This is a genomic window from Corynebacterium aquatimens, assembly GCF_030408395.1.
GTDB classification, from domain to species: domain Bacteria; phylum Actinomycetota; class Actinomycetes; order Mycobacteriales; family Mycobacteriaceae; genus Corynebacterium; species Corynebacterium aquatimens.
This window is the reverse complement of sequence record NZ_CP046980.1, coordinates 1,726,719-1,751,075: the sequence shown is the minus strand read 5'-3', so window position 1 is coordinate 1,751,075 and position 24,357 is coordinate 1,726,719. Positions and strand designations below refer to the sequence as shown.

At 63.5% G+C, this 24,357-nt stretch carries 21 protein-coding genes; 11 read left to right on the top strand and 10 right to left on the bottom strand.

Features of this window, described 5'->3' with window-relative positions; all coding sequences use genetic code 11:
* Positions 1-15 precede the first annotated feature (15 nt).
* The 8 genes from CAQUA_RS07915 to ppk2 all read left to right on the top strand — a co-directional run bounded on the left by CAQUA_RS07915 (position 16) and on the right by ppk2 (position 9,644).
* Complete coding sequence (locus CAQUA_RS07915) at positions 16-855, top strand: TatD family hydrolase (RefSeq protein WP_196823774.1); 840 nt, start codon at positions 16-18, stop codon at positions 853-855.
* A 62-nt stretch (positions 856-917) separates the two neighbouring features.
* Positions 918-2,057, top strand: a complete 1,140-nt coding sequence (locus CAQUA_RS07910) for a resuscitation-promoting factor (protein WP_196823775.1) — start codon at positions 918-920, stop codon at positions 2,055-2,057.
* 9 nt (positions 2,058-2,066) lie between these two features.
* Positions 2,067-2,948, top strand: coding sequence for a 16S rRNA (adenine(1518)-N(6)/adenine(1519)-N(6))-dimethyltransferase RsmA (rsmA, locus tag CAQUA_RS07905; protein ID WP_196823776.1), 882 nt, complete (start codon positions 2,067-2,069; stop codon positions 2,946-2,948).
* Positions 2,948-3,976, top strand: a complete 1,029-nt coding sequence (locus CAQUA_RS07900; RefSeq protein ID WP_196823777.1) for a GHMP family kinase ATP-binding protein — start codon at positions 2,948-2,950, stop codon at positions 3,974-3,976. Before rsmA ends, CAQUA_RS07900 begins: the two co-directional genes overlap by 1 nt.
* Positions 3,977-4,097: 121 nt before the next feature.
* Positions 4,098-4,709, top strand: a complete 612-nt coding sequence (locus CAQUA_RS07895; RefSeq protein WP_196823778.1) for a hypothetical protein — start codon at positions 4,098-4,100, stop codon at positions 4,707-4,709.
* Positions 4,710-4,714: 5 nt separating this feature from the next.
* Positions 4,715-6,607 carry an ABC-F family ATP-binding cassette domain-containing protein gene (locus tag CAQUA_RS07890; RefSeq protein ID WP_196823779.1) on the top strand — a complete coding sequence of 631 codons (1,893 nt, stop codon included), beginning with the start codon at positions 4,715-4,717 and terminating at the stop codon, positions 6,605-6,607.
* Between the two features lie 82 nt (positions 6,608-6,689).
* Entirely contained in the window at positions 6,690-8,714 is a 2,025-nt protein-coding gene (locus CAQUA_RS07885) for a neutral/alkaline non-lysosomal ceramidase N-terminal domain-containing protein (protein WP_231375319.1), read from the top strand.
* Between the two features lie 54 nt (positions 8,715-8,768).
* Complete coding sequence (ppk2, locus tag CAQUA_RS07880) at positions 8,769-9,644, top strand: polyphosphate kinase 2 (protein ID WP_196823780.1); 876 nt, start codon at positions 8,769-8,771, stop codon at positions 9,642-9,644.
* Between the two features lie 95 nt (positions 9,645-9,739).
* Here ppk2 and CAQUA_RS07875 read toward each other — a convergent pair whose 3' ends face one another.
* The 9 genes from CAQUA_RS07875 to CAQUA_RS07835 all read right to left on the bottom strand — a co-directional run bounded on the left by CAQUA_RS07875 (position 9,740) and on the right by CAQUA_RS07835 (position 20,479).
* On the bottom strand, positions 9,740-10,981 hold the full coding sequence (locus tag CAQUA_RS07875; protein WP_196823781.1) for an HNH endonuclease signature motif containing protein: 1,242 nt from the start codon (positions 10,979-10,981) through the stop codon (positions 9,740-9,742).
* 253 nt (positions 10,982-11,234) lie between these two features.
* Complete coding sequence (locus CAQUA_RS07870) at positions 11,235-11,837, bottom strand: DNA-3-methyladenine glycosylase (protein ID WP_196823782.1); 603 nt, start codon at positions 11,835-11,837, stop codon at positions 11,235-11,237.
* Positions 11,838-11,839: 2 nt separating this feature from the next.
* Positions 11,840-12,691 (bottom strand): HtaA domain-containing protein, encoded by an 852-nt coding sequence (locus CAQUA_RS07865; RefSeq protein ID WP_196823783.1) that lies wholly within the window; start codon positions 12,689-12,691, stop codon positions 11,840-11,842.
* 180 nt (positions 12,692-12,871) lie between these two features.
* The gene (locus tag CAQUA_RS07860) at positions 12,872-13,804 is read right to left on the bottom strand and encodes an HtaA domain-containing protein (protein ID WP_196823784.1); all 933 of its coding nucleotides are present in this window, start codon (positions 13,802-13,804) and stop codon (positions 12,872-12,874) included.
* A gap of 70 nt (positions 13,805-13,874) precedes the next feature.
* On the bottom strand, positions 13,875-15,332 hold the full coding sequence (locus tag CAQUA_RS07855; protein WP_196823785.1) for an HtaA domain-containing protein: 1,458 nt from the start codon (positions 15,330-15,332) through the stop codon (positions 13,875-13,877).
* 102 nt (positions 15,333-15,434) lie between these two features.
* On the bottom strand, positions 15,435-16,244 hold the full coding sequence (locus tag CAQUA_RS07850; protein WP_196823786.1) for an ABC transporter ATP-binding protein: 810 nt from the start codon (positions 16,242-16,244) through the stop codon (positions 15,435-15,437).
* Entirely contained in the window at positions 16,241-17,317 is a 1,077-nt protein-coding gene (locus tag CAQUA_RS07845) for a FecCD family ABC transporter permease (protein ID WP_196823787.1), read from the bottom strand. Before CAQUA_RS07845 ends, CAQUA_RS07850 begins: the two co-directional genes overlap by 4 nt.
* The gene (locus CAQUA_RS07840) at positions 17,317-18,384 is read right to left on the bottom strand and encodes a heme/hemin ABC transporter substrate-binding protein (protein WP_231375320.1); all 1,068 of its coding nucleotides are present in this window, start codon (positions 18,382-18,384) and stop codon (positions 17,317-17,319) included. The genes CAQUA_RS07845 and CAQUA_RS07840 overlap by 1 nt, the downstream gene beginning before the upstream one ends.
* Before the next feature lie 43 nt (positions 18,385-18,427).
* A complete protein-coding gene (locus CAQUA_RS07835; protein WP_196823788.1) occupies positions 18,428-20,479 on the bottom strand; it encodes an HtaA domain-containing protein in 2,052 nt (683 codons plus the stop codon).
* Between the two features lie 131 nt (positions 20,480-20,610).
* Here CAQUA_RS07835 and CAQUA_RS07830 point away from each other — a divergent pair, with 131 nt between their 5' ends.
* Complete coding sequence (locus CAQUA_RS07830) at positions 20,611-21,060, top strand: hypothetical protein (RefSeq protein WP_196823789.1); 450 nt, start codon at positions 20,611-20,613, stop codon at positions 21,058-21,060.
* Here CAQUA_RS07830 and CAQUA_RS07825 read toward each other — a convergent pair whose 3' ends face one another.
* Positions 21,061-21,738, bottom strand: a complete 678-nt coding sequence (locus CAQUA_RS07825; protein WP_231375321.1) for a biliverdin-producing heme oxygenase — start codon at positions 21,736-21,738, stop codon at positions 21,061-21,063.
* Between the two features lie 155 nt (positions 21,739-21,893).
* Here CAQUA_RS07825 and CAQUA_RS07820 point away from each other — a divergent pair, with 155 nt between their 5' ends.
* A complete protein-coding gene (locus CAQUA_RS07820) occupies positions 21,894-22,904 on the top strand; it encodes an enoyl-CoA hydratase/isomerase family protein (RefSeq protein WP_196823790.1) in 1,011 nt (336 codons plus the stop codon).
* A 10-nt stretch (positions 22,905-22,914) separates the two neighbouring features.
* Positions 22,915-24,354 carry a glyceraldehyde-3-phosphate dehydrogenase gene (locus CAQUA_RS07815; RefSeq protein ID WP_196823791.1) on the top strand — a complete coding sequence of 480 codons (1,440 nt, stop codon included), beginning with the start codon at positions 22,915-22,917 and terminating at the stop codon, positions 24,352-24,354.
* The last annotated feature ends 3 nt before the right edge of the window (positions 24,355-24,357 follow it).

Below are 24,357 nucleotides of genomic sequence, written 5' to 3'. Positions count from 1 at the left end.
GTAGGCTGGGGCGCCATGGCTAAAAAATCGCGCCCCACGCCCACGCCCGCCGAGCGGATTGACGGTCTGATTGACGCGCACACGCACGCCGTGAGCAACCGCGAGCTCACGGCCGAAGAGATCGGTGCGGTGATGGATCGGGCCCGTAAGGCAGGCGTTGAGCGCGTCTGCACCGTGGGCGATGGGCTCGATGAAGCGGAGTTCGCGCTGCGGGCCGCGCACCTGCATGACGCGGTGTACGCAGCGTGCGCGATCCACCCGACGAGGGCGCATGAGCTTGACGACGACGCCCGCGCGCGCCTTACAGAAATGGCCGCCGATGAGCGCTGCGTTGCGGTGGGGGAAACCGGGATTGACACATATTGGCTCACCCACGATCCGGAGCGCACGGCGCCGCTTGAGGTTCAGGAAGAGGCGCTGCGCTGGCACATTCAGCTGGCGGTGGATTCCGGCAAGGCGTTGATGATCCACAATCGCGAGGGCGACGCGGAGGTGTTGCGCATTCTCGACGATGCGCCGCGGCCGGACCACGTGATGCTGCACTGCTTTTCCTCGCCCATCGACGTGGCGCGGGAGGCGATCGCGCGCGGTTACGTGCTGTCGTTCGCGGGCAACGTCACCTTCAAGCGTAACGACGAACTTCGCCAGGCCGCGGCCGAAGCCCCCGTGGGGCAACTGGTCATTGAGACGGATGCGCCGTACATGACTCCCGAACCATTTCGTGGCGCGCGTAATGAACCGGCGCTGATCGGGCACACAGCCAAAGTGGTTGCTGATGCCCGTGGGATGGATGTTACGGATCTTGCGCGCGAGGTCAGCGGTACTTTTGACCGGATTTATGGAGTAGGTCACTAACGGCGTATTTGTTGCCGCCAGATAATTGCGAGCGTGTCATCTTTACCGTATCGTGACCTTTTATGTCGCCTCGCCATCGAATCAATAAACGTAGTTCCACCCGTGTCGTACTTGCCTCCAGTGCCGTTGGTGCAATGGTTGTTGGCGGCGGCGCAACGGCGTTCGCCGCGCAGAAGAACGTCACGGTGGACGTCAACGGTGAGACCGTTGAGCTGAGCACGTTCTCTAAGGACGTTGACGGCGCCCTGTCGGCGGCGGGCATTGAGCTCGGGGACAAAGACGTTGTCTACCCGGCGCCGAGTGAGAAGCTGGTCAACGGCGACACGGTCACGGTGCGCACCGCGAAGCCCGTCGCCGTGGTCATCGACGGCCAGGCCCAAGAACTCGTCTCCACCGCGGTCACGGTGGATGACCTTCTCTCAGAGCTCCCTGACGCCGTGGGCGGTTCTTCGCTCAACGTCGATGGGGCACAGAAGCTTACCGACGGGATGACAGTCGACGTCACCACCCCAAAGATCGTGGAAATCGTTGATGGTGGACAGTCCACGTACACCGCGCAGGCTGCGAAGACGGTTGGCGAGCTTCTTGCAGCCCGCGGCGTGGCAGTGGACTCGAACGACCGAGTGAGCCCGTCCCTGGACACCCCGGTGAAGGGAAACATGAAGATCACGGTCGACCGTGTTTCTGTCGTGGAGACCACCGACACCGTGGAGTTTGACGCGCCCGTGAAGTACGTCGAGGACGATTCGATCGAGCCGGGCAAGGAAGAGGTCCGCGAGAAGGGCTCCAAGGGCGAGAAGAAAGTCAGCAAGCGAGTCGTGACCGTCAACGGCAAGGTCGCGGAGGAGACAATTTCCGGCGAGCGCGAGACCCGCCCCGCGAAACCGAAAGTGATCTACCGCTCGAAGGAGACCGCCGGAGGCAACACCGGCACCTCCGCCCCAGCTGTTGCTGATGGTTCCGTCTGGGACGCCATCGCGCAGTGCGAGTCCGGCGGCAACTGGTCCATCAACACCGGCAACGGTTACCACGGCGGCCTGCAGTTCGCGGCGAGCACCTGGACTGGCTTCGGTGGCGGCGCCTACGCGCCGACGGCTGACCAAGCCACCCGTGAACAGCAGATCGCCATCGCGCAGAAAGTCCAGGCCTCCCAGGGATGGGGTGCGTGGCCGGCGTGTACGGCAAGCCTCGGCATCCGGTAACGGTTTCGCGTGACATCGCCCCAGCTTCTGGGCCCAGCGGAGATCCGCGCGCTCGCCGATGAGCTCGGCGTCGCCCCGACGAAAAAACTGGGCCAGAACTTCGTCCACGACCCGAACACGGTGCGGCGCATCGTCGACACCGCCGCGCTCGATCCCTCCGATACCGTCATGGAAGTCGGCCCGGGCCTGGGATCACTCACCCTCGGCCTGCTGGACGTGGCCAATAGCGTCATCGCCGTGGAGATCGACCCGCGCCTCGCCGAACGCCTGCCCCGCACCGTCGCCGAATTCGCCCCCGATCATGCCGCGAATCTTTCAGTGATCAACAAAGACGCCCTCGCGCTGGTCCCCGGCGATTTGCCCACTGCGCCCACTGAACCCACCGCACCCACCGCACCCACCGCGCTCGTGGCCAACCTGCCCTACAACGTCGCCGTGCCGGTGTTGTTGACGGTGTTGGAGAGGTTTTCGTCGATAAGCAAAGTGCTCGTGATGGTCCAGCTAGAGGTCGCGGAACGGCTTGCGGCGACCCCGGGGACCAAAATTTACGGCGTGCCCAGTGCGAAAGCCGCGTTCTACGGCGACGTGCGGCAGGCGGGCACGATTGGCAAAAACGTGTTCTGGCCAGCGCCGAACGTCAATTCGGGGCTCGTGCGCATCAACGTCCGCGACAAAGGCTGGCCGCGGGAGGCGCGCACTGAGGTCTTTCCGCTTATCGACGCAGCCTTCGCCCAACGCCGCAAAACCCTCCGCGCCGCGCTGAGCTCCGTGTATGGGTCTGCCGCCGATGCTGAGCGCGCGCTTGTGGCCGCCGGAATCGATCCCACGCTGCGCGGGGAAAAACTCGCGATCGAAGATTTCGTGCGCCTCGCTGGGGTAGGGGTGCAGTAATGGCGCGGGTGTTTCAGGCGAGCGCGCCGGGCAAAGTGAACCTGCACCTCGGGGTGGGTGCCGCGCGGCCCGATGGGTACCACGAACTATCGACGGTGTTCATGGCCGTGGACCGCGTGGAAACCGTAACTCTTACGGAGCAACCGGGTGTTGTCACGACCGACGGCGGCGTCGTGGCCGCGATGAACACGACCTTTCGTGTCGAACCGCCAACGGAGAACATCGATGGTCCCGGCAACCTCGCGTGGCGCGCCGTCGAGACAGCTGTGCAAGCAGCCGTAGCCGCCGCGACCGCCGACGCCGCGGGCGCCGCCGACGCGGGCGCCGACCCACTCCTGCGGCCGCCCGCCGAACGGCTGCCTGCCGTGCGCATCGACGTGGACAAAACCGTGCCGGTAGCCGGGGGCATGGCCGGGGGATCGGCGGATGCGGCGGCGGCGCTGATCGCGGCGAATGCCTACCTTGCTCACCATGTGGAGGCGTTGCCGCACGACACGCTCGTGGCAATTGGGCGCTCGCTGGGTGCGGACGTTCCGTTCTGCATGATGGGCGGAATCGCCTTGGGTACCGCGCGCGGCGACGAGCTCGTTTCCATGATGGGCCGCGGCGAATACTGGTTTGTCTTCGTGAACCCGCGGGTGGGGCTGTCCACCGGGGCGGTGTTCGAGCGTCTCGACGAAATGCGGTACAACTCGCCATCTTTAGTTCCCCGCATGGAAACCGGTGCGCTGGCTAGGGCGCTGATGAGCGGTGACCCTCGGGAAGTTGCGGCGGCGATGCACAACGACCTCGAAGCGGCCGCGGTGTCCATGGAACCGGGATTGAAAGGGCTTGCGGACGTTGCCGTCCGCGAGGGCGGATTGCGCGCCATGGTGTCCGGATCCGGACCGACTCTGGCCGTGCTCTGCGAGGACCAGGCCCGCGCCCACCACGTGTGCGAGCGCCTGCGCGCCCACACGCACTCCGGCGACCACACCGGCGACCTGGAAATTTTCGTCGCTCGCGGCCCCGTGCCCGGCGCCCACTAACCATTCAGCAACGCGGGCGCGCAAACTAGGGCGCGGGAACCTTTTACGCCGCCGCGTCATTAAACGTGCGAGAGTAGAAAACAGCATCCTCGTGATCCCTAGTGAAAGAGAAAAGACACCCATGCGTACTCGATCCCAATTGATGAAGCTGCGTACCTCCACCGTTGCCGCTGTTGCCGCCGCGTCAGCCACAGCGCTACTTCTCACCGGCTGTTCGGCTGGCGTCGAAATCTCCAATGTCAAGCCGACTGCGACCGCGGAAAAGAAAGATGACGTTTCTTCGAAGGGGTCATCAGAGCGGTCGACGAAGAGCACGGCGTCGGAGAGCGGCGGTGAGTCGTCGACAAGCAAGCATGACGGCGTCTACATGACCAGCTTGTCTGAGGTCTTGCGCAAGAACCCGAATGCGACCGAGCAGCTCCTCGAGGACGAATTCTCTGAAGCTGAGATGGAGGAGCTGGAGGCGTACTTCGACATGGGCGAGGACATCTACATGTTCCTTGAGATCACGGGGGAGAAGTGTTCGGTGTCCATGTCGGAGACCGGTAATTTCGCGGATGCGGAGGACCCCGAGTTCTGCACGATCGACTACGAAAAGGGCACTCTGGACACGGGCGATGACGACGTGGATGGCACAATTAAGTTCCGTTCCAACGGTGATGCCACCGTGGTGATGAGAGACGAGGAAATTACCATGACGATGGTGTTTAAGAAGACAGAGGGGGCCGCGTAATTTAAGTGGCGAACTTAATCAACCTAGAGAAAGTCTCTAAAAGTTTTGGGCTCAAGACGCTTCTCGACGGAGTGTCTTTAGGCGTTCAGACCGGCGACCGCATCGGGGTGGTCGGGCTCAACGGTGGCGGCAAGACGACGCTGCTGGAAGTGCTGACCGGCATTGAGGAGCCTGATTCTGGGCGTGTCTCGCACGCCAATGATCTGCGCATGGCCGTGGTGACGCAGCGGTTTGAGCTCGCGGACGACCTGACGATCGGGCAGGTCGTCGTGGAGCCTCTGGGCCTGGAGGTCTACGAGTGGGCGTCGAACGCGAAGGTGCGCGAGGTGCTAGCCGGGACCGGCGTCGCAGACCTGGGGCTGGAGACCCGGGTGGGGGAGCTGTCCGGTGGGGAGCGGCGCCGCGTGAATCTTGCAGCGGCGCTGGTGCGCGACTTGGACCTGGTGGTGCTCGACGAGCCCACGAACCACCTGGACGTCGAGGGCGTGCAATGGTTGGCTGACCATTTGCTGAGCCGAAAAATCGCGGTGGTAGTGGTCACCCACGACCGCTGGTTCTTGGACACCGTGGCCACGCTCACGTGGGAGGTCCACGACGGTACCGTCGATGTCTACGAGGGCGGGTACAACGACTGGACTTTCGCCCGCGCCGAGCGCGCCCGGCAGGCCGACGCGATCGAGCAGCGCCGGCAAAACCTCGCGCGCAAGGAGCTCGCGTGGCTCCGCCGCGGCGCGCCCGCCCGCACGTCCAAACCGCGATACCGCATCGAGGCCGCGGAGAAACTCATCGCCGACGTGCCCGCGCCGCGCGACACCGTTGAACTCATGGCTTTCTCCAAGCAGCGCCAGGGGAGGGTCGTGGTGGAGCTCGAGGACGCGACGCTGAACGCGCCCGCCGCCGCCGGGGCCGCCGCCGCCACCGCGCCCGCCGCGCACGGCCGCACTCTCCTCGACCGCGTCACCTGGCGCCTCGCGCCGGGCGAGCGGATCGGCCTCGTGGGCGTCAACGGGTCCGGCAAAACGACCCTGTTGCGCGCGCTGGCAGGCGATTACCCGCTCACTCACGGCAAACGAATCGAGGGCAAGACCGCCCGGATCGGTTGGTTGAGGCAGGAGTTGGATGACTTGGATCCGTCGAGACGCGTGCTCGACGCGGTGGAAGACGTCGCGACGTACATCACCCTTGGCAAGAAAGAGCTGTCCGCATCCCAGCTCGCGGAGCGGCTGGGGTTTTCCGCGAAGCGGCAACGCACGCCCGTCGGCGACCTTTCGGGCGGTGAGCGCCGCCGCCTTCAGCTCACCCGCGTGCTGATGGCCGAGCCGAACATTTTGCTTCTCGACGAACCCACCAACGACCTCGACATCGACACCCTCCAAGAACTCGAAGATCTCCTCGATTCGTGGCCGGGTACGTTGGTGGTGATTTCGCACGATCGGTACCTGATCGAGCGCATCGCCGATTCCACGTACGCCCTGTTTGGCGACGGCAAGCTGACGCACCTCCCGGGCGGCATCGAGCAGTATTTGGAGCGTCGGAAGGCGGCCGGCGCGGGTGCTGGCGGTGCGGGGACGCTGAACCTGGGCGCGGCTGGCGGCGCGGGCGGTGCCGGCGGCGCGGGCGCCGGGGGCGCGGCGGGCGCGGGCGGGGGCGGCGCGGGCGGCATGAGCTCCAAAGAAAAACGCGAGCTGAACAAAAAGATGACCCAGCTCGAGCGAAAGATGGCCAAGCTCGACGAGCAAGCAACGGCGCTGGAGGCCGAGATCACCGAAATGAGCCAAGAGGCTGCCCCCGATTTCGGGGCTATCGGGGACAAAACAAATCAGATCGCAGACCTAAACTCCCAGCGTGAGGGGTTGGAGATGGAGTGGTTGGAGATCGTCGATAAGCTTGAGCAATAAATTTGTGATTTCCGCCACGCAAAGCGATTAATGGTTGTAGGCTTCCGTTAAGTTTTTTTCAGCAAACTAACGGAGTTTTGAAATGGCCTTCACACGCCGGACATTCCTTGCAGCTAGCTCACTCACCGCAGCCGTAGCCGCGGCGAGCACGTGGCCAACCGCAACCGCCGATGACAAAGCGCGCGGCGTCACGCTTGAAGTCGGCCGCGGCATGGCGGACATGACCGGCGAACCGCTCGGCGCGGGCATGAACGGCTACGCCGTCAGCGAGCAAACAACGACCGGCATCCGCTTCCGCCAAATGGCGCGCGCGTTCATCTTCGTGGATCCGTCGGGTAGCCGCACGCTGTTCATCGTCGGCGAGTTCGGCCTGATGTTCCAGTCGATCCAGCGTGAGGTGCTGCGCCGCCTGAACGACAAGTTCCGCGGGCTGTACCACGAGGGAAACACCTTCATCACCGCCACCCACACCCACACCGGCCCGGGCGGAACCTCCGGGCACTTGATGGTGGACCTGGTCACGATGGGTTTCCGCCCCGTCACCTTCGAAGCCACCGTCGAGGGCATGGTGGTCGCCGCTGAACGCGCGCACGCCGACATCCAGGAAAGCGACGTCTACTTCACCCGCGGGGTGGTCACAGAAGCCGGCGCGAACCGTTCCTTCCAGGCGTTCAAACGCAACGAAGACGACGCGCTTGAGCTGTTCCCCAACGGCGTGAATCCTGAGTCGCACACGCTCCACATCGCCCGCGGCGGCGAGGAGGTCGGCTTGATCAACTGGTACGGCCTTCACGCCACGTGCTTCGGGCATGAGCACACGCTTATCGACGGCGACCACAAAGGCTGGGCCTCCTGGAAAATGGAAACGGACCACGGCGTGGTGCACAGGGATCCCGCGAAGCACACCTTCGTTGCAGCGTTTGCGACAGGCGGGCAGGGCGACATCACGCCGAACATGGGACTGGTGCCCAAATCGGGGCCGGGTTTTCAGGACGAGGCACTGAGCGCGAAGATCCTCGGGGATAGGCAGATTGAGGGGACGAATGGGCCCGTAGTTACGACTGGCGGCGGGTCAGTGACCGGCGTTGCGCGCGTGCGCAACGTGCACAAGTGGGTGGACATGCGCTCGTTCGTGGTGGACGGTCGCTTCACCGCCGACGGGCAGGACAAGAAGCTGGGGCCCGCGGTGCTTGGCGCCGCATTCGCAGCGACGAGCCAGGAAGACGGCGGCCCGGCGCTGGTCTTCAACGAAGGCGAGCGCGGCGGCAACGAGTGGGTCAAGGGCCTGACCAAGATGTTCGTCACCGACGAAATGCGCGAAATCCACGGCAACAAGGAACAGTTGCTGTTCATGGGGTACGTCGATGGCATGATCCAGCAGACGCTCATGTACTCCATCACTGAGATCAACGGGGTGTTCATCCTCACCCACTCGATGGAGCCGACGACGATGGCCGCCTACCGCATGCGCCGCCACGTTGCGGGCGTGCTGGGCGTGCCGATCGAGCGCGTTATCTGCCAGGGATACACCTCCGGCTACGCGCACTACGTCACGACGCCCGAGGAGTACGACAACCAGGACTACGAAGGCGGCGCTACCATTTTCGGCCGCCACCAGCTCGACGCCATGATCCAGGTTTTCGACGAACTCGCCGTTGCGCTTCGCGACGGAACACCCGTCGACCCCGGCCAGCCCGCCGGCGACCTGACCGGGCTCATCCCGAAATCCCTGGCTGGCAGACCCGGGATTGACCGCGCGGATTGGGGGAAGAAGTTTGGTGAGGTGATCGTCGATACGCCAAACGTGCGCGTGGGGCAGAAAGCCTCCGCGACATTCGCTTTCGCGAACCCCAACTCCAACCTGCGCCTCGGCGACGGCTACGTCGTGATCACCAACGCGCAGGGCGCGGTCGTAGCCGATGACTTCCACGCCAATACGACCGTGGAGTTCATCAAGAACATGGACGTGGTGAACGCCCGCGTCACCTGGGACACCGAGGGTTTCGCGCCGGGGACCTACACGCTGAAGTTGCGCGGGACGTCACGCGATGCCGAGCGCATACTCACCCCGTTTGAGGGAAGCACCACCGTGACAGTCCACGCGTAACGGTGCAGCTGCTCGGCTTCGTCGATAAGCATGGGGCTCGTAAACTAGGAGTTTATGAGTAAATCCAAGCCCCCGAAGCTATCCCGCGAAGCGTACGAGAAGGAATTGCGCAGGCTCCAGACAGAGCTGGTGGCGATGCAGCAATGGGTGGTCGAGACGGGCGCCCGGATCGTCATCGTGATGGAGGGCCGCGACGCCGCCGGCAAAGGGTCGGCGATCAAGCGCATCACTCAGTATCTGAATCCGCGTGTCTGCCGCATTGAGGCGCTGCCCAAGCCCACCGAGCGCGAACAAACCCAGTGGTACTTCCAGCGGTACGTGGAGAAGCTGCCGGCTGCTGGTGAGATCGTGATCTTCGACCGCTCTTGGTACAACCGCGCGGGCGTCGAGCGCGTCATGGGCTTTTGCACGTCGCAGGAGTACCGGCGGTTCCTCCACCAGGCGCCGATCTTCGAGCGCATGCTGGTCGAGGACGGGATTCTGCTGCGCAAATACTGGTTCTCCGTCTCCGACGAGGAGCAGTACCGCCGCTTCGTGTCCCGCAAGCAGGATCCGCTGCGCCAGTGGAAGCTGTCGCCGATGGATCTGGAGTCGATTACCAAGTGGGAGGAATACTCCCGCGCGAAGGATGAGATGTTCATCCACACCGACATTCCCTCCGCGCCGTGGTACACCGTCGAGAGCGAGGACAAGAAGCGCTCGCGCATCAACGTCATTTCGCACCTCTTATCGACGATCCCCTACGAGTACATCGAACCCGACCTACCCGAAATCCCCGAGCGGCCCTCCGGTAGCACCTACGTCCGCCCGCCGCGCGACGAGTTCCGCTACGTGCCCGACGCCGCCGCGAAGCTGGAGAAGAGCTCGAAGTCTGACAAGCACAGCAAAAACAAGCACAGCAAAAACAAGCACAGCAAAGACAAGCACTAACCTTCGCCACGCACGCGAATAGGGCACAGCGCGCTGGCTGCGCGGTGTGATCGCTGTGGTGTGATCGGGGTGGGGTCGCCGCGGGATTCTTGATACTACGGCGGGCCGTTCGTTGATGCCGTTGGGCGGTTCCGGCGGCCGCGGGCGCGGCGGCGGGGATCGCCGAACAAAGAGATCATCGCCCCGGACGCGTAGTGAGGGTGCGGGTTAGGCACCGTGTACCCCTTCGGCGAGCGCCACATGGGTGTACCGCGCAGCCGGATCATCGTTCCAGCGTTGCGAGGTCGGGCCCCGCCGCGGGCGGTGCCGCGGGTGCTGGGGTGGGGCCCGTCGTCGTTAATTGCGTTGTGGTACGAGCACAACATGGTCAGGTTGTCCATGTTTGTCTCCCCGCCGTTCTTCCACGCGGTGATGTGGTGGACTTGGCAGTAATCTGCGGGCACCTTGCACCCGGGCACGGGGCAGACCGGCGTGGTGGCGCGTGCTAGGTCGCGCTGCTTGTCGTTGGCATAACGGCTGGCCCGGTAGAGATTCACTGGTCCCTCGGTGGGGTGGAACGTCGCCGCTTCAAGCCCGAATTCCGGATTCGCGTAGTACTTGTTGAGGAAGTCGGCGCCGGTGATGGTGGTGCCGTCGGTAAGCGAAAGCTCGACGTCATCCAGGTCGCCGCGGATGATCTTTGTCCACTCCGGCAAGGGGATGAGGAGCAAGGGGCGCGGAGCGGCGAGTGGAATGCCCGCGCCGTCGCCGTCGCCCGCGGGGGAGAGACCACCGCGCATGAATGCGACGAACGCCGTGAGCATCTGCGTGGCTGTCGGCCGTGTGATGTGGGGGGCGTCGGGGGACTTGGTGGCCGCGATGGCTTTCGCGTACTGGTGGATCGCGTGCTCAAGGTCCGCGACGAAGCGCTCATCGGCGGTGATGTGGACGCTGCGCTTACCCATCTTCGACGCCGTGACGCGGAAGGAATCCTTCGGGGGAGTGGCCGCCGTGGGCACGATTTCTTTGGCGCGGCGATTTAAAGTGTCGTAGCCCCCGCGAACGCTGAGCAACTCCATGCGCAGCTCGCGCTGCTGCTTCTTGTCGCTGACGCGCGCGAGGTGCTGCTCTATTAGCGCGAGCTGGTGCAGCGAGAACTTACTCGCGCGGGCCTTCTCACGCAGGGCCTTTTGGTAGCGCGTCGCGCGCGTGGGACCGTAGTACACCGCATGGAGGGCGGCCCACGCTTTCGCGTCCGACGGTTTGAACCCCGCCTCAATCGCCGCAGCACGGTCAAAGCCCGCAAGCGTATCGACGGCGCTTGCCCCCATTGCCTCAACCAGTGCTGCGAAACTCATACTTCGTATGATTGGGGGCTTTTCCGCGCACGTCAAGGGGTATTTTTGGGGCTGTGGATAACTTTCGCGGTGGGAGCATGCTGGGCGCTTCGCGGACGGTCTTTTGATGGCTGCGAGAGGAAAATCGGGGGACTTATCCACAGATTGATTGTCGTGTCAGCAGTTATCGGCGGGGCGTGCGGTAATGTGTTTGGCCGCCTTCTTGGAAACGGGGGTGGTAGCGGGGGTAGCCGACCGGGGCTGCCGCGGCGGGTTAGCGATCTGCTTGGGGCTTCGGGCGCCCGCGCGGAGGGCTGACGGTGGGGTCGCCGGGGATCCAGAAGCGCAACGTGGCGTCGGCGTTCTTGCTGATTCCGATGCGTGGGCCCGCGACCCACTCCGGTTCGTGGGCGCGGTCGGTAACGCGCACGGGGACGCCGTTATCGGCGAGCGTGAGGTCCAGCGCTGCGCCAAGGTTGCCGGGCCCGCGGGCAAGATTGGCGAACTCGATGTCCCTTTCGGCCGGGCGGCCGCCGCGGATGCCCTTGCGCGGAGCTTGTCGACGCTTCTGAGCGAGCTCCTCACCGCGAATCACCTCGCCGGCGCGGAGCAGACATCCGTGGCCCGTGCCTTCCGGCGCGCACACGATGTTTCCGTTGAGGTGGATGCCGTACGACAAGTAGACGTAGAACCGTCCCGGCGGGCCGAACATCGCCGCGTTGCGGGCAGTTTTGCCCCGGTAGCCGTGCGCTGCCGGGTCGTCGGTGCCCAGGTAGGCCTCCACCTCCGTGATACGTAAAGTCACGCCGTTGTGGGAAAGGAAACACCCCAGCAGCTGCGGTGCGACCACGTCTGCTGGGGCGGAAAAATCGATCACGGTTAGAACTGGATGTTCGGCATTGCGAACGCAGCGACGCCGAGGATAGCGGCGATGGCCGTGATCACGCCGAGAACGATGGCGACGATCTTCTGCGTCTGCGAAGAGCCGCTCGGAGTGGTGTCCACCTGTGGCAGCTCGGCGTTCTTGTAGACGACGACGCTGACGTAGCCGTCGTCAAGCTTTTGGCCGTTCTTGTAGTTGAGGAGGGACTTTTCGAGGCCGTCGCGGGCGACAGTCGAGCGGTTCTGTGCCTTGAAATCAGTGCCCGGCTTGATGGCGCCCGGAAGGATGAAGTCGACCATGGCCATGTTGGTGCCCTGGTCCTCGACGAACCTGCCCTGGCCCTGACCACCCCGGCCGGACATGGTGAAGTCGGCATACAGAGTGGCTTTGTTGTTCTTGAACTCCACGCGGAGGTTGGAGTAGGTGACATCCAGGCCCCAGGCCCCGTCCTTGCCGAGTCCCTTGTAGGCGCGAACGGTCGCCGTGCCGTCAAGCTTCAGGGTGCCTGAACCGTCGGCACCGATCTTCGACCCGTCGGTGTCGATGGGGAACACGAAGCTGTCGTCGGACTTGTAGGCACCGCCGGTGGTCGTGAACTCTGCTTTCGCGAGCGGGCCCTCGAGGTGCTTCCAGAAGCTGCCCTTCATGTTCCACGTAACGTAGCCGTCTTTCGTGGCAGGCTGTTCAGCAGCGGGCTGGTCAGAAGCCGGTTCTTCGGAGGTAGCTGCGGCGACCGGGATGCCAGGAGTCGCGAGCTCCTCCGGGGCGGCCACGGCATGGGGAACGGGAAGTGCGGTGCTGACAGCCACAACCGTTGCGGCAGCGACAAGACGTGTACGAAGGCTCATGCGAGTCTCACTTTCTCGGGTTGGATTCTCGGGTCAGATCCGAGTTGGGGCCGGCGATTGCCGGGGTGTAACGCTTCAAACTTTAGTATGCCGCGCCCAGCGTCGTGCACGGGGGTGCGAACGAGCATGCCTACCAGCCGGGCGTGGGGTTGTCCTTGGGAGGGGATTAGAGGGAGGGGATTAGAAGGGGAGCGGAGGAAGCTTCGGCGGCTGGAAGCCGAGAATATCGCCCATGCCTTTCGCAATGCCTGCAAGAGCGACCGTGAGACCGCTCACCGCCAGAAGGATGGCCACGCCGGTGATGATCCTCTCGAGAAGCGACCCCTTCTCTGTGGAAGAAAGTTCGGCGAGCTTCGCGTCGAAGTCTTCGACCGAAGAAGTCGCATCACCCGCGTCGGCGGAACTCTCATTGGAACTGCCGCTGGAACCAGCCGTTTGCCCGCCGCTGTTCAGCGTGATGTTAAGCGGCGCATCCTTGAACTCAAGGTTTTGGTTGTAGGCGAGAAGTGAGTTGTAGCCGCCGTCGCTAAGCGTCATGCTCTCAACGCGCGCGCGGTAGGTGCCTCCGGAGATTTTCTTGGGCAGCGTAAACCGGGTGAGCTCCGCATCATCGACTTTTTCGTTCTTGGGCTCTTCGTTGGGAAGGCCGCCTTGGACGTGATAGTCCGCAGTGATCTTGGCGTCAGTGCCGTTCGTGACGACGATCTTGAAGTCTTTGTAATTCAGATCCAGCCCCCATTTGCCCTCGACCGGAATCGACATGTGCCCGTAGAACTGCAGCTCCCCGTCGAGCTGAATCACCCCGTTGCCGTTACCGTCAACGTGGGATTTTTCGGCGTTGACGGGGAAGCGGAGGTTGGTGACCTTCTGCTTACCGTTCTTGAGCGGGACAACGCCCTGGCTGGTGAGGATCCGGCCCTCCGCAAAGCCTTGGATGTAGTCGAGGTAGGACGCCTTGATCGGCCACTGGACAGTGCCCGAGGTGATACGTGGCTGTGTTTCGGAATCTTGGGCTGCGGCGCTGGCGGGGGCGACAAAGCTTGCGACAGTCAAGGTTGCCGCCGTGGCGACAGCAGCCGCTGCACGGGTGCCGGTGGTGTGGGCGAGGAACATTGGGATCCTTCCTAAAAAGAAAGTGGGGGCCACCGCAATCGATGGACCCCACTTTAGTTGGAGTGGTTTCTTAACGGAACTGGCGCATGATGCTGTCCAGTGCGCCACGGAACTGGCGCATGATGCTGTCCAGTGCGCCACTGTTTATGAACCCGATGATGCCGATGATGGCTGCGAGAGCGGCGAGGACGCCGATCACGATACCGGCGGTCTTAGCTTTCTCCGAGGAGCCGGCGTTCGGTGCCGGCTTGCTGGTGTTGGTCGGCTCGGCCGGCTTGCTGGTGTTGGTCGGCTCGGCCGGCTTGCTGGTGTTGGTCGGCTCGGCCGGCTTGCTGGTGTTGGTCGGCTCGGCCGGCTTGCTGGTGTTGGTCGGCTCGGCCGGCTTGCTGGTGTTGGTCGGCTTGGCCGGCTTGCTGGTGTTGGTCGGCTTGGCCGGCTTGCTGGTGTTGGTCGGCTTGGCCGGCTTGCTGGTGTTGGTCGGCTCGGCCGGCTTGCTGGTGCTGGTCGGCTCGGCCGGCTTGCTGGTGTTGGTCGGCTCGGCCGGCTTGCTGGTGTTGGTCGGCTCGGCCGGCTTGCTGGTGTTGGTCGGCTCGGCCGGCTTGCTGGTGTTGGTCGGCTCGGCCGGCTTGCTGGTGTTGGTCGGCTCTTCCGGCTTGCTGGTGTTGGTCGGCTCGGCCGGCTTGCTGGTGTTGGTCGGCTCTTCCGGCTTGCTGGTGTTGGTCGGCTCTTCCGGCTTGCTGGTGTTGGTCGGCTCTTCCGGCTTGCTGGTGTTGGTCGGCTCTTCCGGCTTGCTGGTGTTGGTCGGCTCTTCCGGCTTGCTGGTGTTGGTCGGCTCTTCCGGCTTGCTGGTGTTGGTCGGCTCTTCCTTCTTCTTTTCAGCGAACTTCAGCGTGCCGCCGAAGGCGTCGGCCTCGGGCTTGTATTGCTCAGAGTAGGCGATGAAGGCGTCGAAGCCGCCATCCTTGAGGCGGCCTTTGTTCACCTTGAAGTCGAACTCCTTGCCGGCTTCGGGCTTGATCGGAGCAACGAGCTCGTACTCGGCGATAAGGGCGTCGTCGGCGGGGGAGTTCTTGGAGCCTTCACCGCCGGGGAGCTCGCCGACAGAGACGTAGTCGGCGAGCATCTGCATCTTTTTGCCGTCGACCTTGAGCTTGATGTCGGAGAAGTTGAGGTCAAGACCCCAGCCGCCATTCGCGCCCAAGCCCTTGTGGCCATAGAACTGGATCTTTCCATCTAACTCGATGGTGCCGTTGCCGTTTGCGTCGAGCTTCGTGTCGTCTGCATTCACGGGGAGTTTGAAGGCTTTGGTCTTTTCGCCGTTCAGGACCTTTTCCGCACCTTCAGAAACGTGGATTTCGCCCTTGGCGAATCCCTGGATGTAGCCCAGGAAGCTGTCTTTGATCGGCGTTTCCACAGAGCCGGACTGGACGACGGGGGCGGGGTCTGCGGCGTGGACTGCTTGCGGCGCAACGAGTGCGGTTGCTGCGATGGCTGCGGCGCTCATGCCTGCGATAAGGGATCGTTTCATGTACCTATTTCTTTCGGTTTCGGAGCGAGAAGTAAGGACATACTAACCTTAACTACTCGATCGTTAGTTTGCAATCCTTTTATTGATACTCTTCAGGATTTTTTAGGAGTTTCTCGTACGGCCGAAGAGAACGGAGGAACCTGCCGTAATTTCTTCCCGCCCGGGGGTGACGAAGATGCCGTTGGCGGTGCGCTCCACCGTGATCGGCCAGTTGTAGACCTCGCTTAAGACGTCGTCGGTGTAGACGTCGTCGCGGCCGCCGGAGGCGACGAGTCTGCCTTCGCGCAGACAAATGAAATGGTCGCAGTACTGGGCGGCGGCCTGGAGGTCGTGGAGTACGACGATGACGGTTTTGCCGTGCTCGGCCAGAAGTCGGATGGTTCCCAGGGTGCGCTGCTGGAAGCGGACGTCCATGGCGGCGGTGGGCTCGTCGAAGAACACAACTGGTGTTTGCTGCGCCAGGATGCGGGCGAAGGCGACGCGGGCGCGCTCACCGCCGGACAGCGTGGTGACATCGCGGTCTTGGAGGTGGGTGACACCGCCGATGTCCAGTGCAGCGTCGACCACGGCTTGGTCGGTTGCGGGGTCACTGGTCTTGCTCCACGGTGTGCGGCCCATTTCCACGACGTCGCGGACGAGGAATGAGAACGCCACGTTAATGTCTTGGAGCATGACGGAACGTGTTTGCGCGAGTGTCCTCTGATCGGCGGTGAAGGCGTCGACTCCGTCGAGGGAGACTGACCCTCGAAGTGGCGGCTCGTCGCCGGCGATGGCTGACAACAGGGTGGATTTTCCCGCGCCGTTGGGGCCGATTAGGGCGGTGACGTGGCCGGCCGGTGCGGTGAATGACACGTCGTCGAGAAGCGTTGTGCCACTTTTGACCACTGTAATGTTGGAGGCTGTGACGGTCATGCGCGCTGCCTCTTCCGGATCATTTGGCGCAGGAGGAAGAAGAAGGTGGGGCCGCCGATGAGTGCGGTGAAGATGCCGATGGGCAGGTCGGCAAACGGGATCAGACTGCGCGCGAAGATGTCGGCTGATCCGATCAGGAGGGCGCCGCCGAGGGCGGAGGCGGGCAGGAGGATGCGGTTGGAGGGGCCTGCGACTGTACGGATAATGTGCGGGATGACGAGCCCGACGAAGGCAATGAGCCCGGCGAACGATACGGCTGCTGCGGTGAGCAAGGTCGAGAGAACGATTGCGGCGATGCGCAGGCGGGAGACATTAATACCGACGTGGGTTGCGGCGGTGTCGCCAAGTGCCAGCAGGTCCAACTTGCGCCCGAGCAGGAAAGCGATCAGGGTCACGGTGGTCACAATCAGCGCGACGATCCCTGTGTGCTCCCACTTCGCGCCGGAAAGCGTCCCCATCTGCCAGAAGATGATCTGTTCGCGGGCGCTGGTTGGGGCTAAGAAGACCAGCATAGAGATCGCCGCACCGGCGATGGCGTTGGCGGCGATACCCACTAAGACTAGGTTGATCACTTGCACTTTCCCGGCGGTGCGCGAGAGTTGATAAACAATGAGTGTGGTGAGCACCCCGGCCACGAAGGCGCACACGGGCACGGACCACACGCCCAAGGTGCCGGTACCGAAAACGATGGCGGCTGCGGCGCCGACTCCGGAGCCGCTAGTGACGCCGATGATGGATGGTTCGGCTAGCGGGTTGGAAAACACCGCTTGCATGAGCGCACCACCCAAGCCCAATCCGGCGCCGACAAACAGGCCAAGCACGAGCCTAGGAAGGCGGATCTGCCAGAGCACGGAGGAGTCTAGATCGGTGGCATTCATGGGGCCGGCGATCAGGATTGGCCACAACTCGCTGATCGGTAATTCGTATTGGCCGACCATGACGGAGAAAACGGCGGTCACGAACAAAAGCGCGATGATGACGACAAATAAGGCGACGCGCCGCACGCGCCGTTTTCTAAAGGTGCGCGCGGCTGTAAGACCCTCCGCGGGGGAGGGTTGGTGCTGTGTGGTCATTACCCTTCACCGTACAGCGCGTGCGCGGCGCGCAGTAAAAGCTCCGGGGTTTGGGGGCCGTAGGCGAGTGAGTCGCCGTCTGGAAGCGTGAGCACGCGTTTGTTCTTGCCGGCCTGCGTTTGGGCAACACCTGGGCGTTGCAGCAGGCCGTCGATCTCGCCTGTGGAAGTCAGTCCGCCGTTCATCATGATGAACATTTCGGGATTGACTTTCGCTAGGGCCTCTGGGCTTGCTGGTGACGGGGCGCCGATGCCCTGCTGGGTGTTCACATCCACACCGCCGAGCGCTTCGATGAGGTCTTTGGTGTGGTTTTCGTCGCCGAGAAGGTAGAACACGCCGCCGGTGCCGCGGGCATAGAGGAAGGACATGCGCAGCGGCTCGTCCGGCACGACCTTTGCGATCGCTTCACGCGCCTGCTCGAGCTCTTTCTCGGTGCGTTCGGCCAGCTGGTTGCCAAGCGTGGGCACGCCGACGACGGCGGAGAGGTCGCGAATGTCTTGGCCGATGGAATCCATCTTGCGCTCCGGCTGCATGACCACGGTGGTCACGCCCGCGTCGCGGATCTGGTCGATGGCTTCCTGCGGGCCGATGGAGTGGTCGACGATGACCAGCGTTGGTTTGAGGTTGAGCACGGCCTCGGGGTTGAGCGTGTGGCCGCCTTCGGTCACGACGGGGAGGTCTTTCAGTGAGTCCTCATCCGAGCTCACGGTACGGCCGACGATATTTTCGGAAAAGCCCAGACCGCGAAGGGTCTTGGTGTAGGTGCCGTAGAGGTCTAGCGCGAGAATGCGCGAGGTGTCGGTGACTGTGACGTCGTAACCGTCGGCGTCGGTGAGTTCGACGGGCAGTGCTGGCTTGGGGTCGTCGGTAAGCGGCTCGACCTCCGTGAGGTTGTCAACGCGAGCGACCCCAGTGGCGGCGTGGGGGTCACCGGAGGCCTGGAGAGAGTCGGCGAGCTCACTGTTTTGGGTTTGCACGTCGGTGGGGTTGTCCCATGAGGCGCAGCCAGTGAGCATGAGTGCCCACGTCAGCGAGGCCAGCAGAGCCCCCAGCAAGGATTTCTTCATCTTCAACACGAGCCTTTCGCTTATCGACGCCTTTTTGCTTCCACTAGTTGCGCACCGCGAACCGCGCGAGCACGCCGCCGGAAGCGAGGAAGGAGGCCAGCAAGGTGATCGTTTGTGCGATTGCGGAGTCGTCCCACCCGCCGGTCACGCCGTCGTCGGCGTTACCGTTTTTGATGTTGAACTTGCTGGTGCCGGTGCCCTTGCTTTCGCTCGTGGCGTCGATTCCGTCTTGCTCGTCGAACACGCTGCCGTCGGCTGAGTCGCCACTGTCAGCTGCGGTAACGGCGGACGCGGATTCGCCGCCTGCGGACCCACCGCTGCGCAGGGCGGCAGCTTGAGCAGCCGAACCACCCTGGCCGGTGGCCGCGCCGGAGACGCTGCCGCCCTGACCTTGGGCGCAGTTGGGCTTGCCGCCCAGCTGTGCGGTAAATGAGATCGGGTCGAGCGCATCGCCTGTCGGGTAGAACTGGGCGAACGCTTCCGCGCCAGCGGCTGTCAGCGAGGTGGATGCGGTGCCGGACACTGAACCTTCGGACACATCGAGCTGGCTGAAAGCGAGGTTCGCCAGGACAACGCGGCCGTAGTCGTGCGGGTTGCCCTCGACATCGTTGGACTTGACGTTCAAGATGAGTTGGCCGGAGTTACCGGCGAACTGGATCTCCATGTTGGAAAACTGGGTGTCCAGGATGCCGTTGTGGCCGGTAAAACGGATGGTGCCGGGGAACAGAATCGTGCCGGATTTCTTGTTCACGTTGACCGCACCGGAGTTACCGGTCCACTGAAAGGCGTTGTTGGTGTCGCCCACTCCGCTGAGCTGCCATTTGCCTTTGGCGATGGTGCCGCGGATGTAGTTGCGGAAGGACTGGCGCACACCCCAAGCGGCCTTGGCGCTTTGCACGCCGCGGGAGCCGTCGTCTTTGCAGACATCCCCGGATCCGCTGCCGCCGCCAGCTGCTGTGGTGGCAGTCTTGGCGGTGCCGGCGTTTCCGCCGCCTGCACCCGCGTTGCCGCTTGGTGCGCTGGCACCACCACCGGTGTTGCCGGTAGCGCCGCCAGCGCCGGCGCCACCACCGACGGGCGAGCCGGATTTCGTGGACACTGGTCCGACATCAGCGGCCGAGAAAGGTGCTCCGCCCCCGGCAGTCCCTCCGGTTGCGCCTGCACCGCTGGCTGTAGTGCCGCTGCCACCGCTGCCTCGGGCTGCCGCCGCTCCGCGCGGGCGGAACAGCTTCTCCGAGTTGTCCAGGACGTTGTTGGAGTTGACGATCAGGCCGTTGATCTCGGTAAGCGTGTCGTTGACCGTGCCCAAAAGGGCGGCCGGTCCATCCTTGGCGTTGGAGCGGGTTGCACCGCCGCCGGCGCCGCCACCACCGGAGATGGACGGGCCTGCTGGCGGAGCACCTGCAGTATCGCTCACAGAGAACGTGGCGGTCAGGTCGTCGAGGTCAGATCGGCTCTCGTCGTAGAAGTTCGCGAAGATCTCGCGCCCGAAAGGCGTGAGCGTGACGTTGGTGCCGTTGACCGTGACGCGGTCCTTGGAAAAGTCGGCGCCGCTTAGGGACAGTGTGGCCAGAACCTTGTCGCTGCCGGTGCGCGGCGGGTCGGGGATGGCTTTCGTGTCCATGCCCTTGAACTCCACTGTCTTGTAATCCACAACTAATTCGGCGGAGCTGCCGTTGAACTGCAGCCTGATGTTGCTCAGTTCCAAGTCGAGCAACGGACCGTTACCGTAATTGTGGCCGATGAAGCGGACGCTCTCATTGAACGCAATCACGCCGGAGGTGGGGGAGGACAAGCTGGACTTTGTGGCCGTGAAGTTGAATGGTGCGGCTCTGCGGCCGGATTGCTTGCTGGCCACTTCTTGGCCGTTGACGTAGATCGCGCCCTTGGCGATGTTGCCCACGACATAGCCGCGGAAGGATTCCTTGACTCCCCAGGTCATGGTGCCGTTTTGTACCTGGCGGTGGGTGTTAGCGGCGCCAGCCTCTTGCGCCCCGGCCAGCGGTGCGGCCACGTCAATGACAGCGGGAAGCGCGCCGCCCATCACGGTCAGCGAGGCTGCGGCGGAGACGGCGGCGAGCTTGGTCCATTTCATGAGGCGGATCCTTTCGGACGTGAGGGTGTGTACTATCGTGGGGTTCGAGATCAACATTTGAGATGTCAACCTTTTGGATTAGTATTCAGGTTAGGCTAACTTTATCTAAAACGAAAATCCTAGGGAAGTGAATGAGTGTGACCTACCCCGACTCCACCCACGTTTTTCAGCGAATTTCGCAGGACCCCGCGCGGGATCCGGCGTGCCGGATCAAGTTTGAGGCCTGGGAACAGGGGGCCATCGTGATCGCTACGGCTGTGCTCGCCTACGGGGGTGCGACGGGCGGCACGCTGGTCGCGTTGGCTGGCGTCTTGGCCCTGCTGATCGTTGTGGTGGTCATGTCGCGTATGCCTGAGCGCCGTGCGCGGAAGGAGGAAAAAGAGCGCTTCCCCGACGTCGAGTTCGCCGGTGGCGGTACCCGTGCCGGGCTGGCGCTGGGTGTGGGCTGGCTCCTGGTAATGGGCGTTGCATTCGGTTTTCTGTTCTTCTTTCCAGCCGATTATGTGATGACTGGAGGGGCGATCGCGGCGGGGATCAGCGCGCTCATCATGTGGGGCGCGCTGACAATCGCGAACCAGTAGTTAGGCGTCGTTAAGCGTCGCTAGGTCGTTGAAGACGGCGGTGTTGCAGGCGAAGGCCTCGCGGGCGGCGTCGAGAAGCTCCTCGCGTTCGTCGGCATCGATGGGTAGGGAGTCAAGCGCGGCCTTGTAGGCCTTGCGGTAGGGAGGGGTCTTGCCGATGGCCGCGAAGTCGTAAAAGGTGAGCTGCTCCGCCGGGATCTCGTAAGCGTCGGCCAGCATGCGGGCAATCGCCTGGCCGCCGGTGATATCACCCAAGTAGCGCACGTAGTGGTGGGCGACCACCGAGGCGGCCTGCGCGGCGCCGAGAGAATTCAGTGTCGCCACGTAGCGCTGGGTGGCCGGGGTGGGGGAGATGACTTCGCGCCAGTCCGCGCCGATCATCTCTGCCAGGTCGTGCTCGAGGGCCGACAGACGCTCGATCCGCGGATCGGCGACAGACGCCACAGCCGGGGTGGCCGAGGTGCGGCGCACGGCCTCTTCGAGCGCGGAGTAGATGAACCAATACTGCGACGTCAGGTTGACCACGTCCGCGTACGCCAACTCGCCGCGCATGAGGTCCGTCATGAAGGTGGATTTCTCGGCGGTGTCGTGGGTTGCGGCGGTGGCTTCCTTGAGCTCCACCGACAGCGGGAGCGGCATCGGGCGCGACAGCGTTTCGGCGGTCAGGGTGGTTGTCATCTCTAATCTCCTCGGAAATGAGTTAAGTAAGTGTTGCCTAACTGAGTATCACCTAACTTGGCGCGGATGCAAGGCTGGAGGGTGAGGATCAATCGAAGGTCGACCTCCCCCGTTACCCCCGAACGGGAGTGGGTTTCTCATGGAACACTGGTTGCATGGACGAGACGATTATCGAAACCCGCAACGCCACCGGCGTGATCACACTCAACCGTCCGAAAGTGCTCAACGCGCTCAGTGCGCAGATGATTGCCGACATCACTGCGGCGCTTCGGAGTTGGCGCGAGGACGACTCCATCACCCAGGTCATCATCGAGTCCTCCAGCGAGAAATTCTGCGCCGGCGGCGACGTTCGTGCTGCGCGCAAGCAGCTTATCGACGGCAACATCGAGGCCGTCGAAAACTACTTCGACGCCGAGTACGAGATGGACTACCTCATCGCCACTTACCCCAAACCCGTCATCAGCCTCATGAGCGGCGTCATCATGGGCGGCGGGCTCGGGCTCACCGCGCACGGCAGCCACCGAGTGGTCACGCGCGACGCGTTCGCCGCCATGCCGGAGATGAAGATCGGCTACTTCGTCGATGTGGGCATGACCCACCTGCTTCAGCGTCTACCAGGCCATCCCAGCCAGGCCCTGGCGGCGTTTATCTCGCTCACCGGCTACCGGCTCAGCGCCGACGACATGATGGACACCGGCCTGGCCACCCACCTCGTTGGATCCGCGGAAGAGTTGGGGGAGCTACGCCAGGCGCTCATCAAAGGTGCGGACCCCTCCGGCAACGACACGGATTTCCCGTTCGCCGAGCCCGGGGAGTCTGAACTCGCCCAGCACTACGGCGTGATCGAGCAGACCTTCACCGGGTCGTGGCCACAGATCCGCGGCAACGTGGAAGAGGTGGGAGGGAGTTTGAAAGAACTCGTCGATAAGCATTGCGAGGGAGCCTCTCCGTCATCGCTGGTGGCGACCGCCGAGCTGATCCTCGCGAACGACCCGAAGAAGGTCGACCTGCGCGGGGCTCTGGACAATGAAGAGAAGCTCCAACGGGTGATCTTGCGCGAGCCGGACTTCGTCGAAGGCGTGCGTGCGGTGCTCGTGGACAAGGATAACGCGCCGAAATTCGCGCCCCAGCCGGACCCTGGGCACTACCGCGCGGTCCTTGGCTAGCCTTGAGGGCATGGACGATTGGAATAAGAAGCTTTCCCAGGCCCAGGAGATGCTGCCGCTGATCAGCTACCTCCACCGTGAGCACAACACGGTGACGTCGATCTACGGGCGAATTCTGGTGGGCATGACCGACATCGATGTGATCAAGGCGCACCGCTACGCGCGCCGCGTGGTCGAGCGTGAGCTGCCGCTGGAGGCGACCCTGCCGATCCTGCGTGAGCTGGCGACGATGAACTTGGGCACGAGCTCCATCGACGTGGGGCGTCTGGCCAAAAACTACTCGCGCACCGAGGGCGTGGAGCTGCGAGAATTCCTTGAGCAAGAGCTCGCTGAAGTGATCAGCGGGGACAGCCACCGCGCGCCGCACGACGTGGTGCTGTACGGTTTCGGCCGCATCGGCCGTCTGCTCGCCCGCATCTTGATCTCCCGTGAGGCGCAGTACGGCGGCGTGCGCTTGCGTGCCGTCGTTGTGCGTAAGAAGGGCGACGACGACATTGTGAAGCGCGCCTCGCTGCTTCGCCGCGACTCCGTGCACGGCGCGTTCAACGGAACGATCAGCGTTGATCATGAAAATGAGATCATCTGGGCCAACGGCACCCCGATCCAGATGATTTACTCCAACGACCCGGCCTCGATCGACTACACGGCCTACGGCATCAATGACGCGATCGTGGTGGACAACACCGGTCGCTGGACCGACCGCCCGGGTCTGTCCCAGCACCTGCAGTCCAAGGGCGTGGCGCGCGTGCTGCTCACCGCGCCGGGCAAGGGCGATGTGAAGAACATCGTCTACGGCATCAACCACGCGACTATCGACGACTCGGAGCAGGACCGCGTCCTGTCCGCTGCGTCGTGCACCACCAACGCGATCACGCCGGTGCTCAAGGTGGTCTCCGACCGCTGGGGCGTGAAGTTCGGCCACGTGGAAACAGTTCACTCCTACACCAATGACCAGAACCTGGCGGACAACTACCACTCTGGCCCGCGCCGTGGTCGCGCTGCCGCGCTGAACATGGTGATCACCAAGACCGGTGCCGCAAAGGCCGTGGCCAAGGCCCTTCCGGAGTTCGCCGGCAAGCTCACCGGCAACGCCATCCGCGTGCCCACCCCGGACGTCTCCATGGCGGTGCTCAACTTGGAGCTGAACCAAGAAGTCGACCGCGACGACGTGAACAACTACCTGCGCCGCGTCTCCACGGACTCTTCCCTGCGCCAGCAGATCGACTACATCCAGTCCCCGGACGTTGTCTCCACCGACTTCGTTGGCACCACGCACGCGGGCATCGTTGATGGCTTAGCGACGATCGTTTCGGGCAACCACCTTGTCCTCTACGTCTGGTACGACAACGAGTTCGGGTACTCCAACCAGGTGGTCCGCATCGTCGAGGAGATCGCGGGCGTGCGCCCGAAGATCTTGCCGGTGCGCAAGAACCCCGCGGAAATCCGCTAGCGT

Bases quoted from the DNA above. Each gene is read 5' to 3' on its own strand.
- CAQUA_RS07915 (WP_196823774.1), top strand. From the start codon at position 16: ATGGCTAAAAAATCGCGCCCCACGCCCACGCCCGCCGAGCGGATTGAC.
- CAQUA_RS07910 (WP_196823775.1), top strand. From the start codon at position 918: ATGTCGCCTCGCCATCGAATCAATAAACGTAGTTCCACCCGTGTCGTA.
- CAQUA_RS07900 (WP_196823777.1), top strand. From the start codon at position 2,948: ATGGCGCGGGTGTTTCAGGCGAGCGCGCCGGGCAAAGTGAACCTGCAC.
- CAQUA_RS07895 (WP_196823778.1), top strand. From the start codon at position 4,098: ATGCGTACTCGATCCCAATTGATGAAGCTGCGTACCTCCACCGTTGCC.
- CAQUA_RS07885 (WP_231375319.1), top strand. From the start codon at position 6,690: ATGGCCTTCACACGCCGGACATTCCTTGCAGCTAGCTCACTCACCGCA.
- ppk2 (WP_196823780.1), top strand. From the start codon at position 8,769: ATGAGTAAATCCAAGCCCCCGAAGCTATCCCGCGAAGCGTACGAGAAG.
- CAQUA_RS07875 (WP_196823781.1), bottom strand. From the start codon at position 10,981: ATGAGTTTCGCAGCACTGGTTGAGGCAATGGGGGCAAGCGCCGTCGAT.
- CAQUA_RS07865 (WP_196823783.1), bottom strand. From the start codon at position 12,691: ATGAGCCTTCGTACACGTCTTGTCGCTGCCGCAACGGTTGTGGCTGTC.
- CAQUA_RS07860 (WP_196823784.1), bottom strand. From the start codon at position 13,804: ATGTTCCTCGCCCACACCACCGGCACCCGTGCAGCGGCTGCTGTCGCC.
- CAQUA_RS07855 (WP_196823785.1), bottom strand. From the start codon at position 15,332: ATGAAACGATCCCTTATCGCAGGCATGAGCGCCGCAGCCATCGCAGCA.
- CAQUA_RS07850 (WP_196823786.1), bottom strand. From the start codon at position 16,244: ATGACCGTCACAGCCTCCAACATTACAGTGGTCAAAAGTGGCACAACG.
- CAQUA_RS07845 (WP_196823787.1), bottom strand. From the start codon at position 17,317: ATGACCACACAGCACCAACCCTCCCCCGCGGAGGGTCTTACAGCCGCG.
- CAQUA_RS07840 (WP_231375320.1), bottom strand. From the start codon at position 18,384: ATGAAGAAATCCTTGCTGGGGGCTCTGCTGGCCTCGCTGACGTGGGCA.
- CAQUA_RS07835 (WP_196823788.1), bottom strand. From the start codon at position 20,479: ATGAAATGGACCAAGCTCGCCGCCGTCTCCGCCGCAGCCTCGCTGACC.
- CAQUA_RS07830 (WP_196823789.1), top strand. From the start codon at position 20,611: ATGAGTGTGACCTACCCCGACTCCACCCACGTTTTTCAGCGAATTTCG.
- CAQUA_RS07825 (WP_231375321.1), bottom strand. From the start codon at position 21,738: ATGACAACCACCCTGACCGCCGAAACGCTGTCGCGCCCGATGCCGCTC.
- CAQUA_RS07820 (WP_196823790.1), top strand. From the start codon at position 21,894: ATGGACGAGACGATTATCGAAACCCGCAACGCCACCGGCGTGATCACA.
- CAQUA_RS07815 (WP_196823791.1), top strand. From the start codon at position 22,915: ATGGACGATTGGAATAAGAAGCTTTCCCAGGCCCAGGAGATGCTGCCG.